This window comes from Pseudomonas lyxosi, assembly GCF_047758685.1.
GTDB lineage: Bacteria > Pseudomonadota > Gammaproteobacteria > Pseudomonadales > Pseudomonadaceae > Aquipseudomonas > Aquipseudomonas lyxosi.
This window is the reverse complement of the sequence record NZ_CP180481.1, coordinates 4,829,124-4,841,973: the sequence shown is the minus strand read 5'-3', so window position 1 is coordinate 4,841,973 and position 12,850 is coordinate 4,829,124. Positions and strand designations below refer to the sequence as shown.

Annotated in this window: 10 protein-coding genes; 4 read left to right on the top strand and 6 right to left on the bottom strand. The window is 60.6% G+C overall.

The window, feature by feature from the left end:
* Window positions 1-18 precede the first annotated feature (18 nt).
* The 6 genes from phaR to ACMXYI_RS22195 all read right to left on the bottom strand — a co-directional run bounded on the left by phaR (window position 19) and on the right by ACMXYI_RS22195 (window position 7,724).
* The gene (gene phaR / locus ACMXYI_RS22220) at window positions 19-567 is read right to left on the bottom strand and encodes a polyhydroxyalkanoate synthesis repressor PhaR (RefSeq protein WP_415769091.1); all 549 of its coding nucleotides are present in this window, start codon (window positions 565-567) and stop codon (window positions 19-21) included.
* A gap of 172 nt (window positions 568-739) precedes the next feature.
* Complete coding sequence (locus tag ACMXYI_RS22215) at window positions 740-2,008, bottom strand: OprD family porin (RefSeq protein ID WP_415769090.1); 1,269 nt, start codon at window positions 2,006-2,008, stop codon at window positions 740-742.
* A gap of 129 nt (window positions 2,009-2,137) precedes the next feature.
* Window positions 2,138-3,910, bottom strand: coding sequence for an acyl-CoA dehydrogenase C-terminal domain-containing protein (locus ACMXYI_RS22210; RefSeq protein WP_415769089.1), 1,773 nt, complete (start codon window positions 3,908-3,910; stop codon window positions 2,138-2,140).
* A 63-nt stretch (window positions 3,911-3,973) separates the two neighbouring features.
* Complete coding sequence (locus ACMXYI_RS22205; protein WP_415769088.1) at window positions 3,974-5,644, bottom strand: cation acetate symporter; 1,671 nt, start codon at window positions 5,642-5,644, stop codon at window positions 3,974-3,976.
* Window positions 5,644-5,970, bottom strand: coding sequence for a DUF485 domain-containing protein (locus ACMXYI_RS22200; protein ID WP_008146418.1), 327 nt, complete (start codon window positions 5,968-5,970; stop codon window positions 5,644-5,646). Before ACMXYI_RS22200 ends, ACMXYI_RS22205 begins: the two co-directional genes overlap by 1 nt.
* Before the next feature lie 131 nt (window positions 5,971-6,101).
* The gene (locus ACMXYI_RS22195) at window positions 6,102-7,724 is read right to left on the bottom strand and encodes an acyl-CoA synthetase (RefSeq protein WP_415769087.1); all 1,623 of its coding nucleotides are present in this window, start codon (window positions 7,722-7,724) and stop codon (window positions 6,102-6,104) included.
* A 230-nt stretch (window positions 7,725-7,954) separates the two neighbouring features.
* Between ACMXYI_RS22195 and ACMXYI_RS22190 the strand changes: the two genes are divergently transcribed.
* From ACMXYI_RS22190 to ACMXYI_RS22175, 4 genes are all read left to right on the top strand, one after another.
* Window positions 7,955-10,231 carry a PAS domain-containing sensor histidine kinase gene (locus ACMXYI_RS22190; RefSeq protein ID WP_415769086.1) on the top strand — a complete coding sequence of 759 codons (2,277 nt, stop codon included), beginning with the start codon at window positions 7,955-7,957 and terminating at the stop codon, window positions 10,229-10,231.
* A 4-nt stretch (window positions 10,232-10,235) separates the two neighbouring features.
* Entirely contained in the window at window positions 10,236-10,871 is a 636-nt protein-coding gene (locus ACMXYI_RS22185; protein WP_415769085.1) for a response regulator transcription factor, read from the top strand.
* 78 nt (window positions 10,872-10,949) lie between these two features.
* The gene (locus tag ACMXYI_RS22180) at window positions 10,950-12,050 is read left to right on the top strand and encodes an AI-2E family transporter (protein ID WP_415769084.1); all 1,101 of its coding nucleotides are present in this window, start codon (window positions 10,950-10,952) and stop codon (window positions 12,048-12,050) included.
* A gap of 66 nt (window positions 12,051-12,116) precedes the next feature.
* Window positions 12,117-12,848: a hypothetical protein gene (locus ACMXYI_RS22175; RefSeq protein ID WP_415769083.1), complete on the top strand. Its 732-nt coding sequence runs from the start codon at window positions 12,117-12,119 to the stop codon at window positions 12,846-12,848.
* Window positions 12,849-12,850 lie beyond the last annotated feature (2 nt).

The following is a 12,850-nucleotide window of genomic DNA, read 5'->3' as shown; positions in this document are numbered from 1 at the left end:
GCACCAATGGCGATGGGTTTATTCCCCATCGCCATTTTTTTTCGGCCCGCTATCGGTGCCGGGTTTACCGCCAAACATGCCAAACAGGTTCTGGGTATTGAGATACAACGCCTTGGACTGGTCGACATATTGGCGCATCAGATCCTGCATCACCGGGGCCTGCTGGTGCATGAAGTCGCTCCAGGCTTCGGACGACTGCGCGCCGGTCTGGGACTGAACGTCGATTACGGTCTGAATGCTCTTGTCCAGGTAGCTGCCGAGAACGCCCTGATAAGGGCCGTAGAACTGGATAATCCCCATCAGCATTTCGGTAGTGAAGATGGGCTCACCGCCGCTTTCGGCTTCCAGAATCACTTGCAGCAGAATGCTGCGGGTCAGATCCTCGCCGCTCTTGGCATCGACCACCTGAAAGGCAATTTTGTCGACCACCAACTGGCGTATGTCCGCCAGCGTCAAATGACTGCTGGTGTGGGTGTCATACAGTCGGCGATTGGGGTACTTCTTGATCAGGCGGGGGGTGGTATCAGTCATGCGGGGCGTCTCGCGGCGGGCCTGGTTTGCAGGCATCTTAACCTACTCTGGCCACTGCCGCGGAATGGTCGGGCGGAGGAGAGCACCGATCGTTCCCACGCTCCGCGTGGGAATGCAGCCCGGGACGCTCTGCGTCCCATCAAAAGCCGAACGCGGAGCGTTCGTTGAGGCATTCCCACGCAGAGCGTGGGAACGATCATTGCGGTGCTTACCAGATCGGCAAGGTGTAGCTGACGATCAAACGGTTTTCATCCAGATCGCTGCCGAAGTTGGTCGAGCGCACCGTCGCATTGCGCCACTTCACCCCGACATTCTTCAGCGGCCCGCTCTGCACGACATAACCAATGTCGGTATCACGTTCCCATTCCTTGCCTTCCGGGCGGTTGCCGCCCAGATCGATGTTGTCGCCGGTGAGGTAGCGGGTCATGAAGGTCAGGCCCGGAATGCCAATGGCCGCAAAGTTGTAGTCGTAGCGAGCCTGCCAGGATTTTTCGTCTTTGCTGGCGAAGTCGCCGATCTGCACGAAGTTCACCAGGAAGGCATCGGTACCATTGACGTAGGCGTAGCCAGTGTCACCGCTCATGCCTTGATAACCCAGGCCCAACGCATGCCCGCCGAGGTTATAGGTGAACATCGCGCCGATGGCGTTGTTATCGACATTGCTGCCGCCATCATCCGTTGAACGGGCGAAGCGCAGATCCGTCTTCAACGACTGGCCTGTCGTCACCGGCAACACGTAGGTCAGGTTGACCAGGTGCTGGCTGTAGAAGTTGTCGAGGTGACCGTAGCTATAGCCGGTGGCGAGGTTGCTGGTCCATTTGTAGTTCAGGCTGGCGAAATCGAAGCTGTCGCTATCGACATGACGCGTGGTGATGCCCTTGGCGCCGGTGCGGGTGATGCCCATGTCCTCGTAGTCCGAGGAGTCGCGCTGATTGACCTGCGTCAGTCGCCCGGCATCCACGGTCAAGCCTTCGAGTTCCAGCGACGTCAACTGACCGCCCTTGAAGGTCTGTGGCAACAGCCGTGAATCGTTGGCCAATACCGTGGGCAGTTTCGGCAGCAGCGTGCCGAGTTTCAGGGTGCTTTTGGAGGCGCGCACTTTGGCGGTCAGGCCCAGTTCGCCGTACTCGTCCTGCGCACCTTTGCTCGTGTCGCGATGGCGTTTGAGCAGGCCGGAACCTGCGCGATCAGGGCTGGAATCGAGCTTGACGCCGACCAGGCCGATGGCATCGAAGCCGACACCAATCAAACCGTCGGTGAAGCCCGATTCATAGCGCAGCAGGAAACCCTGGGCCCATTCCTCTTGTTTGGATTGGGCGGCGTTGTCCTGGCGATAGTCACGGTTGAAATAGAAGTTGCGCAGCTCGAGGCTGGCCTTGCTGTCTTTGACAAAGTCAGCGGCGGCGGGGGCCGAGAGGCTGATGACGCCGCCGGCCAGCAACAGTCGGGTAGCGAGGGTGCGGGTGTTGCGGTCCATGGTGAAGCCCCTTTGTTTTTATTATGGAAAGACAGGTCCCGCGGCCCTCGCCAGGTGGGCGAGGGCTTATCAATAAAAAAACGCGAACGCCGAAAAGACAGGAGCGTGGCGCCGCGTGCGGTTCAATCGTTAGAACTGTTCGGCGCTCAGGCCAAACAAGGAGGCACTGCCCGCGCGGATGGATTGCTCCAGGCTCAAGATGCGCGGCAGCAGGCGGTGGATATAGAAGTCGGCGGTGGCGATTTTCGCGCCATAAAACCCTTCGTCTTCGTGCAGCTTTTGCTTGGCAACTTGTGCCATGCGCGCCCAAAGCCAGGCGTAGGCGACGTAACCGAACAGGTGCAAATACTCCACCGACGCGGCGCCGACTTCGTTGCGATTGGTCGCGGCCTGGTCCTGCAGCCAGTCGCTCAGGTCTTCCAGACGCTGTACGGCAGAGAACAGTTGAGCGGAGTAGGGCGCGTCAGGCTGATGGGCGAAATGACGGATCTCAGCGGTGAACTGGCGCAGCGCAAAGCCTTTGTCGGCGAGCACTTTGCGTCCGAGCAAGTCCAGGGCCTGAATGCCGTTGGTGCCTTCGTAGATCTGCGCGATGCGCACGTCACGGACCAATTGTTCCTGGCCCCATTCGCGGATGTAGCCATGGCCGCCGAACACTTGTTGGCCGTTGATGCAGCTTTCCAGGCCGGTGTCGGTGAAAAATGCCTTGGCCACCGGTGTCAGCAGCGCGACCAGGGTTTGCGCGCTGTCGCGTTCTTTGGCGTCATCGGAAAACTTCGCCAGATCCAGTTGCTGCCCGACATAACTGGCAAACGCGCGGCCGCCCTCTGTCATGGCTTTCATGCTCAGCAGCATGCGGCGCACATCAGGGTGGACGATGATCGGGTCGGCCACTTTGTCCGGAGCAATTGCACCGGTCGGCGCGCGGCTCTGAACGCGTTCACGTGCATAGGCGACGGCGCTCTGATAGGACGCTTCGGCGCAGCCAATGCCCTGAATGCCGATGGACAAACGCTCGTAGTTCATCATGGTGAACATCGCCGCCAAACCTTTGTTGGCTTCGCCGACCAGCCAACCGCTGGCGCCGTCGAAGTTCATCACGCAGGTGGCCGAGGCCTTGATGCCCATCTTGTGTTCGATCGATCCGCAACTCACGGCGTTGGCATCGCCGAGGGAACCGTCGGCATTGACCAGCACTTTGGGCACGACGAACAGCGAGATGCCTTTCGGCCCCGCAGGTGCATCCGGCAGTTTGGCCAGCACCAGATGGACAATGTTTTCGGTCAGGTCCTGATCGCCACCGGTGATGAAGATCTTGCTGCCGGTGATGTTGAAGCTGCCGTCAGCCTGGGGTTCGGCGCGGGTGCGGATAATCCCCAGATCGGTGCCGGCGTGGGCTTCGGTCAGGCACATGGAGCCGGCCCAGCGGCCTTCGTACATCGGCGGCAGGTAGAGGTTTTTCAGGGTGTCGCTAGCGTGGGCATCCAGTGCCAGGCAGGCACCGGAACTCAACGCTGAATAGAGTGCAAAGCTTGAGTTGGCGCCGTAGAGCATTTCTTCGAACTGCACGGCGAGCATCTTCGGCATGCCCATGCCGCCGAAATCGGCGTTACCGGAAAGGCCCACCCAGCCGCCTTCGATGTAGGTGGCATAAGCCTGTTTGAAACCGATTGGCGTGCTGACCTGGCCATCGACCCACTGGGCGCCTTCCTCGTCGCCGCTGCGATTCAATGGCGCAATCAGGTGCGAGGTGACTTTGGCCGCCTCCTCAAGAATGGCGTCAGCGGTGGCGGCGTCAACACTGTCGGCCAAGGCCGGCAGGCGGGCCCACAGGGCCGGGGCGTCGAACACTTCATGCAAGACAAAGCGCATGTCGCGCAGCGGGGCGTTGAATTCGGGCATAACGTGAACCTCAAAAGGTGTGCGATGGGCACGGTGCCGCGACGGCGGGCCGTGCCCTTTCAATCAATGAGCGGAAGCGCTGGCGGCACCGAGGCCGGTCTGGGCGCGAACGAACTGGTCGGCGTAAGCGTCACGCTCCTTGTCGGCCCGCACGCTGCGGTCGAGTTTCGACACCACGACGATCACGAAGAACGCCAGCGGCATGGAGAACAGCGCCGGGTGGTCGTACGGGAAGATCGCGTGAGCATGGCCGAGCACGGTGACCCAGACCGCTGGCGAGAGGATCACCAGCACCAGCGCACAGATCAGGCCGGCGAAACCACCGATGATCGCGCCTTTGGTGGTCAAGCCTTTCCAGTACATGGCCATAATCAGCACCGGGAAGTTGGTCGAGGCGGCGATGCCGAAGGTCAGGCCCACCAGGAACGCGACGTTCATCTTCTCGAACAGAATGCCCAGCAGAATCGCGATGATGCCAAGGCCGACAGTGGCCATGCGGGTCACGCGCATTTCCTGTTTCTGGCTGGCTTTGCCCTTCTTGAACACCGTGGCGTAGAGATCGTGGGATATCGCTGAGGCACCGGCCAGGGCCAACCCGGAAACCACCGCCAGAATGGTGGCGAAGGCCACGGCCGAGAGGAAACCGAAGAACAGGTTGCCACCGACCGCTTTGGCCAGGTGCATGGCGACCATGTTGCCGCCGCCAATCAAGGCGCCGCCGACTTCACCATTAACGTAGTACTGCGGGTCGGTGCCGATGATCACCATCGCGGCAAAGCCCAGGGTGCAGACAACAAGGAAGAAGAAACCGATGAAGCCCGTGGCGTAGAACACCGACTTGCGCGCTTCCTTGGCGTTAGGCACGGTGAAGAAACGCATCAGAATGTGCGGCAGACCGGCAATCCCGAACACCAGGCCCAGCGACATCGAAGCAGTGTTGATCGGGTCGGCGAGCATCGAGCCGGGGCCCATGATGTTCCAGCCACTGGCGTGGGCTTCGACAGCTTTGCTGGCCAGGGTTTCGTAGCTGAAACCGAATTGCGACATGGCCATGAACGCCAGGGTCGTGCCGCCGGCAAGCAGCAATACAGCCTTGATGATCTGCACCCAGGTGGTGGCGATCATGCCGCCGAAGATCACGTACACCAGCATCAGTGCGCCGACGATCACCACGGCTACCGGGTAGTCGAGACCGAACAGCAACTTGATCAATTGACCGGCACCAACCATCTGCACGATCAGGTAGCAACACACCACCGTCAGCGATCCGAAGGCAGCGAAGATCCGCACTTTGTTCTGGTCCAGTCGATAGGACACGATGTCGGCAAAGGTGTAGCGCCCCAGGTTGCGCAGACGCTCGGCCATCAGGAAGGTGATGATCGGCCAGCCGACGAAGAAGCCGATGGTGTAGATGAAGCCGTCGTAGCCCTTGGCGAACACCAGGCTGGACAGCCCCAGCAGCGTGGCGGCGGACATGTAGTCGCCGGCAATCGCCAGACCGTTCTGGAACCCGGTGATGCCACCGCCCGCGGTGTAGAAGTCAGACGTGGATTTGGTTTGTCGCGCGGCCCACCAGGTGATGGCCAGCGTGCCCAGCACGAAGACGAAGAACATGCCGATCGCATGCAGGTTGAGCGGTTGTTTTTCCACCGCACCCAGCGCGGGTGCAGCCAGCACAACGGAGGCCGGCAATAGCCCGGCAGCAGCCACGAGAAGTTTACGGAGAAGAGTCATTACTTGCTCTCCTCGAGAATGGCGGCGCCCAGTGCATCGAAACGGGTATTGGCGCTGTAGACGTACCAACCGGTCAGGAGCCAGGAAAAAATGATGATCGCCGCGCCAACCGGCATGCCCAGGGTCAACATCCGATGCTCGGCGAGCGGCGCATGCAGCCACTGCGGGGCAAACGCCACCACCAGCATGAACGCGTAGTAAGTACCCAGCACCGCAGCACTGAGTGACCAGGCCAGGCGCGAGCGGCTGCTCACCAATTGAAGGAATTTCGGGTTGGACCGAATGCGTTCACAGCGTTGGGTATCGGTTGAATGGATGTCGATCATGGTGGCTCCACCTTGTTGTTGTTATCGATGCTTTTGGCATTTAAGGGCAGGGCAGAGCCGAATCCGGCCTGCACGAGCCCGAAGCGGCCGGTAAAAACACCGGCCGCTTGACGGGTACAACGTCGATTCGGTTAGAGCGCTTTGGCCCTGTCGCGCAGAACGTACTTCTGGATCTTGCCGGTTGAGGTCTTCGGCAGAAGGGTGAAAACCACCGTACGCGGCACTTTGAAGCCGGCCAGGTGTTCGCGGCAGAAACTGATGATGTCGGCCTCGCGAACGTCCTGGTGATCAGCCTTCAACGTGATAAAGGCGCAGGGCGTTTCGCCCCACTTCTCATCGGGACGGGCGACGACGGCCGCTTCCATGACGGCTGGATGGCGATAGAGCACACCTTCCAGTTCGATGGTGGAAATGTTCTCGCCGCCGGAAATGATGATGTCCTTGAGTCGGTCCTTGATCTCGACATAACCGTTCGGATGACACACCGCCAGGTCGCCGGTGTGGAACCAGCCGCCTTCGAACGCTTCGGCCGTGGCGGTCGGGTTCTTCAGGTAGCCCTTCATCACGGTGTTGCCGCGCATGAAGATCTCACCGATGGTCTGACCGTCTCGCGGGGTCGGCTCCAGTGTCTTCGAGTCGCCGACCATCACACCTTCGAGCGTCGGGTAGCGCACGCCCTGACGGGATTTGATTTGCGCCCGTTCGTCCAGCGGCAACTCATCCCATTCGGCATGCCAGGCGCAGAGCGTCACCGGACCATAGGTTTCGGTCAGGCCATAGACGTGGGTGACCTTGATGCCCATTTCTTCCACGGCACCGATCACTTTGGCCGGTGGCGCGGCACCGGCGACCATCGCGTTGACCGGATGATCGATTGCCGCTTTCGCCGATTCCGGCATGTTGACCAAGGCATTGAGCACGATCGGCGCAGCGCACAGATGGGTGACCTGATGCTCGCGGATCAGCGTGAGGATTTTCTGTGGATCGACCCGGCGCAGGAACACATGCACACCGGCCATGGCGGTGATGATCCACGGGTAGCACCAACCGTTGCAATGGAACATCGGCAGGGTCCAGAGGTACACCGGATGGTTGCCCATGGCCCAGGTCATCTGGTTGCCCAACGAGTTCAGATAAGCACCGCGATGGTGGTAAACCACGCCTTTGGGGTTGCCGGTGGTGCCGGAGGTGTAGTTCAGCGAGATGGCTTGCCATTCGTTCGCCGGCCACTGCCAGGCGAAGTCCGGGTCGCCTTCGGCCAACAGCGCTTCATAGTCCAGCTCGCTGACCGCCTGGCCTTCACCGTATTCCGGATCATTAACGTCGATGACCAGTGGCGGGTGATCGAGCATGCCGATCGCCGCGTGAATCACATCATGGAACTCGCGGTCGGTAATCAGCACCTTGGCTTCGCCATGCTGCAGCATGAAGGCAATGGCTTCGGCATCCAGGCGCACGTTGAGCGGGTTGAGCACCGCGCCAATCATCGGCACGCCGAAGTGCACTTCAAGCATCTCGGGAATGTTGGGCAGCATCACGGCCACCGTGTCGTTCTTGCCGATGCCGCGCCCGGCCAGTGCCGAAGCCAGGCGGCGGCAACGGGTGTAGGTCTGCGCCCAGGTGCGGCGGATAGAACCATGGATGACGGCGGGGTAGTCCGGATAAACGCTGGCGGTGCGCTCGATGAAGCTGAGCGGAGACAAGGCAATATGATTGACAGCCGCAGGGCCTAGCCCTTGTTCATAGATCGACATGTACGGGTACTCGGTGGCTGATTGTTAGCTCTATGGGTGACCTTGCAGCGTAGCCGCTGGGGTCCCCTTTTATGTCAGGTTTGCTTTATATAACATTCAGCTACTGATATGGAAGTACAACCTACGTCATATAGGATATGTACTATATTTGATTCTGGCGAATCTAAATGAATGCAGTGACACCGCCAAGGCCGGTATATCCTTGGCTTCCCCAACGAAGCGGACCTGTAATGACCCTGACTCCCGTTCGATTGCACAGCTGGTTGCGCCTGCAGCGCGAGGGTGTGTCTCTGGCCGCCCGGGCCGATGCGTTGTGCCGTGCGTTGCAGGAATGTCCCGAGGTGCGCCGGGCGGTTTATTTGAGTTGGCAAGCCAATGCGCGGATTTACAGCCACGAGGGCGCCGCCCAGCATTTTCCACCGGGCCTGGGTGACCCTTCGCTGGCCAGTGATCAGTTGCTGTTTGATCGGCTGGGCGAGGCGGGGCGCCTGGATCTGGCGCAAGTGCGGCAACTCGATTGCTGGTTGTCCGGTCGTTTGCGTCGGGCCGCCATCAGCCATGGCCAAGTGTTTGATCTGGCCTTGCAACCGGCGCAGCCGGGGTTGTTGCTGGTGGAAGTGTGCGAGGGCGTGAGTCTTGATTGGCTGGGGTGGGTGCAGGACTTGCTGACGACCTTGCTGAGCAGCGTCAACGGCATGCTGCGCGGCTCACCGCTGTTGGGGCACGATCCGCAACCGAGTCTGTTGCTCGATGCCCAGGGCCGACCACTGGAATTCAATGCCGCGCTGTTGGCACTGCTCGCCGAAAAACCGCTGACCGATGTGCTGGGCTTTTTGCCGGTGAATCACCGGGTGCTGGTCCGTGCCTGCCTCGACCAGCAACGCGCCATCGATGGGGTCGAAGCCCAGTTCGAAGCGCAGATCCTGATCTGGACGTTTATCCCCGATCCCCAGGACAACCGTGTGCTCGCCCGTTGCCGCGATGCCACGGCACAAGTGCTGGCCGAGCGTGAAGCCGCCACGGCACGGCGGCTATACCGGCTGATCATCGAGAACACCACCGACCTGATTTCCCGACACACACCGGACGGACGCTTTCTCGATGCCTCGCCCGCGTCCTGGACGTTGCTCGGCTACTGGCCGGAAGAGTTGCGCGGGCAAATGGCCCAGGGCTTGTTCCATGGTCAGGACCTGGCCAGCCTGGTGCAGCGCGCGCGGGATGCCCTGGAGCAGGACGGTTATCACACGATGACCTATCGCATTCGCCATCGAGACGGGCATTACCTGTGGTTTGAAACCGCGAGCCGGGCGATTCGTGAAACCTACACCGGGACGGTGGTCGAAGTGGTCAGCGTGTCCCGGGACATTACCGCCCGGGTGCAAGCCGAGGAGAACAAGCGGCGCCTGGCGGAGGTGGTCGAAGCCAACACCGATCCGGTGTTGTTCATCGACCCCGAGGGGCAAGTCACTTACCTCAATCCAGCGGCGCGGCGCATTCTCGGGATCGACGAGCAGCAACCGATGCCAGCCCTGGCGGAATTGTTCGCCAGCAGCGACCTGGCACGTCTGCAGCGTGATGGCTGGAGCAGCGCTGAACGCGACGGTGTCTGGAGCACCGATGCGCGATTGCAACCACCGGGTGGCGGTACTTCCGTGCCGGTGTCGCTGGTGTTGCTGGCGCACCGTTCGGCCGGCGGCGAGCGCTATTACTCGTTGGTGGCGCGGGACATGACCGAGCGTGAACTGCGTGAGGTGCAACAGCGCCGCCATCAGGACGAACTGGCCCACACCGCGCGGTTGGTTACCCTGGGTGAATTGGCCTCGGGCATCGCTCACGAAATCAACCAGCCGCTGGCGGCGGTGGTCAATTACGCCAACGCCAGCCAGCGCTATTTACAGACGCTCGATTCCAATCCCCAGGCCGCCGCCCGAGTAGCGCAAGGGCTGGAACGTATTACCCATCACGCCACGCATGCTTCAGAAGTGATCAGACGTTTGCGCGCGTTTCTGCGCAAGGGACAGCGCCGGATGCAAGCCCTGAATTTCACCGACGTCGCCCGCGAGGCGGTGCGTTTGTGTGCCTGGGAAGCGAGCAATTGCCAAGTGACAATCGAGGATCGCCTGCCGGATAATCTGCCGCCGATTTATGCCGACCGGGTGCTGCTGGAGCAGGTGCTGCTCAATCTGTTGCGCAATGCCATCGATGCCAACCGCGAACAACATCCGGGGCAACCTTCACTGATCGTGATGGCTGCGGGGCAGGGCGGTGGTGCCACCGTGGAAATCAGTGTGCAAGACCAGGGACCGGGCGTCAGCGAGCCCGAACTGGAGCAGATATTTACCCCGTTCTATACCAGCAAGGCCGATGGCCTGGGGCTTGGCTTGTCCATGAGTCGCAGCATCATCGAAGGCTTTGGTGGTGAATTGCAGGCCCGACGCCAACCTGTCGGGCTGCTGATGTGCTGCCGCTTGCCGCTGGCCGGCTCAACAAAACAACAACAGGAATAACGTAATGGCAGGTGTGACGGAGCACGTGGTGTATGTGGTCGACGACGATCAAGGCATGCTCGACTCAACGGTCTGGTTATTGGAATCGGTAGGGCTCAAGGCCTTGCCGTTTACCAGTGGCGTGGAGTTTCTCAGTGCCTGTGATGCCACGCTCGATGCCTGCGTGCTGCTCGATGTTCGCATGCCCGGCATGGGTGGTTTGAACGTGCAGGAAGAAATGCGCGCACGTGAGCTGAACCTGCCGATCATTTTCGTCAGCGGGCACGCGGACGTGCCGATCGTGGTTCGCGCCTTCAAGGCCGGCGCCCATGACTTCATCGAGAAGCCCTATAACGAGCAATTGCTGCTGGACAGCGTGCAACAGGCACTCAGCAACTGCGCGGCAAACCGCTCGGGCAATCGGGGTCATGAAGCCTTGCAGGCGCGTTTGCTGACACTGACCCCACGGGAGCGCGATGTCTTGCTGCCGCTGGTCCAGGGTTACACCACCCGTGAGATCGCTGAGCAACTGGGCGTGAGCGCAAAAACCGTCGACCTGTATCGTTCGCGGGTGATGAAACGCATGCAGGCCAATACCTTGCCGGACCTGGTGGGCATGGCCATCGCCGCTGAACTGGTTGCTCCGCTGAAGCTGCGGTGATTGCTCGCGCTTTCTAATGAGCGTCTATGCTGGGCTAACCGATCCCATCCCTCTGCAGCGATCTGCAAGGAGGCAGCAATGGTGCCCACATCCAGCTCCGAGAAGGCGTTCACTCGCAGTCTGCTCGATGTTTTGATCCGTGCCGGGTTGATTACCGTACTGGTGCTGTTCTGCTTTGAGATCTTCAGCCCGTTCCGCGACCTCATGCTGTGGTCGCTGATCCTGGCAATCACCCTTTATCCATTGCAAGTGCGGCTAAAGGGGCCGCTGGGTCAGAAAGACGGCCACATTGCGACGCTGATTGTGCTGATCGCTATCGTTGTGCTCATGGTGCCGATCTATCTGTTGGTCACCTCGATTGCCGATTCGGTCGCGCATGCCATGACCACCGTCAAGGACGGCAGTTTCCATATTCCGCCACCCGCTGACTCAGTCGCTGACTGGCCGTTAGTGGGCAAGCGTCTCTCTGCCATATGGCTGCAGGCCTCAACCGATCTTCCCGACCTGACAACGAAGTACCTGCCGCAGATAAAACATTTCAGCGTGAGCTTCCTGGGAAAACTGGCCGGCGTCGGCATGGGGTTCCTCACCTTTATCTTTGCGTTGATCATCGCCGGCATTTTCATGGCCTATGGCGAGAGCGGCAGGCGCAGTGCGGTACAGATCGCGACCCGCGTCAGCGATCCGGGCAAGGGGCCGAAAATCGCCGAACTGTGTACCGCAACGATCCGTGCGGTCGCGCTTGGGGTGGTCGGCATCGCCTTCATCCAGATGCTGCTGGTGGGCATCGGATTCGTGCTCATGGGCGTCCCGGGTGCCGGACTGCTTGCCTTGGCGGTGCTGCTGCTCGGCATCATGCAATTGCCGGCGACGCTGATTACGCTGCCCGTGATTGCCTTTGTGTTCGCCACCGAGGGGGCCAGCACGGCAACCATTGTTTTCGCCATCTATGTGTTCGTTGCCGGCCTGGTGGATAACGTCCTCAAGCCCTTGCTGCTGGGGCGCGGTGTCGATGTGCCGATGCCGGTGGTGTTGATCGGCGCCTTGGGTGGCATGGTCACCAGCGGTATCCTCGGTCTGTTCATCGGCCCGGTGGTGCTTGCGGTCGGCTATCAGTTGTTCTGGCAATGGGTGGAGGATCAGCCGCAGAACAGACCGGACGTCCCGCCGACGTTATGACTGCCCGGGCTTGCGCTAGCATGAAAGATGTTCAGGCCACTCGTCCTGACGAGCAGGGCTGCCGCCATGACTGCACAGAAACATCAACTGCTGGACCAGGTGCTGATCGCCCATGGTGGTCTGGAACACTGGAACCACTTCAGTAAAGTTCGCGCCACGCTCGTGACCGGCGGCTCGCTGTGGGGCATGAAAGGGCTGACGCAAGACAGCGCACCACGGCAGATGACCGTTTGGCTGCATGAGCAGCGCGCTTCGGTGATGCCATTCGGTGGGCTTGATCAACGGACGGCCTACACGCCGGACCGCATCGCCATCGAAACCACCGCTGGCAAGGTGATTGCCGAGCGATCAGCACCCCGGGAATCGTTTCGCGATCACGGGGAAACAACCCCTTGGGATCCACTTCAGCGAGCGTACTTCAACGGTTACGCGCTCTGGTCCTACCTGACCATGCCTTTCCTGTTCACCTCGCCGGGTGTCCTGACTGAGGAAGTCGAGCCCTGGCAAGAGGGAACACAGCGCTGGCGACGATTACAGGTGACCTTTCCCGAGAACATCGCCACTCACTGTGCGGTGCAGGATTTCTACTTCGGCGAGGACTTCCTGCTGCGTCGACACGACTACAACGTGGACGTGAGTGGTGGCCTGCCTGCCGCGCAGTATGTCCATGACTACGTTGAAGCAGACGGGCTGCGCATGCCCGGCAAACGGCGAGCCTATCGGCGCGGCGCGAACGGTCAGCCAGACAAGGATGCCTTGTTGGTGGCTATCGACCTCAGCGAAATCAGCTACGCCTAGAG

What these genes read in the sequence shown, in the direction of transcription:
- ACMXYI_RS22180 (WP_415769084.1), top strand. Translation starts at nt 10,950, where the DNA reads ATGGTGCCCACATCCAGCTCCGAGAAGGCGTTCACTCGCAGTCTGCTC.
- ACMXYI_RS22205 (WP_415769088.1), bottom strand. Translation starts at nt 5,644, where the DNA reads ATGACTCTTCTCCGTAAACTTCTCGTGGCTGCTGCCGGGCTATTGCCG.
- ACMXYI_RS22210 (WP_415769089.1), bottom strand. Translation starts at nt 3,910, where the DNA reads ATGCCCGAATTCAACGCCCCGCTGCGCGACATGCGCTTTGTCTTGCAT.
- ACMXYI_RS22195 (WP_415769087.1), bottom strand. Translation starts at nt 7,724, where the DNA reads ATGTCGATCTATGAACAAGGGCTAGGCCCTGCGGCTGTCAATCATATT.
- ACMXYI_RS22215 (WP_415769090.1), bottom strand. Translation starts at nt 2,008, where the DNA reads ATGGACCGCAACACCCGCACCCTCGCTACCCGACTGTTGCTGGCCGGC.
- ACMXYI_RS22175 (WP_415769083.1), top strand. Translation starts at nt 12,117, where the DNA reads ATGACTGCACAGAAACATCAACTGCTGGACCAGGTGCTGATCGCCCAT.
- ACMXYI_RS22200 (WP_008146418.1), bottom strand. Translation starts at nt 5,970, where the DNA reads ATGATCGACATCCATTCAACCGATACCCAACGCTGTGAACGCATTCGG.
- ACMXYI_RS22185 (WP_415769085.1), top strand. Translation starts at nt 10,236, where the DNA reads ATGGCAGGTGTGACGGAGCACGTGGTGTATGTGGTCGACGACGATCAA.
- ACMXYI_RS22190 (WP_415769086.1), top strand. Translation starts at nt 7,955, where the DNA reads ATGACCCTGACTCCCGTTCGATTGCACAGCTGGTTGCGCCTGCAGCGC.
- phaR (WP_415769091.1), bottom strand. Translation starts at nt 567, where the DNA reads ATGCCTGCAAACCAGGCCCGCCGCGAGACGCCCCGCATGACTGATACC.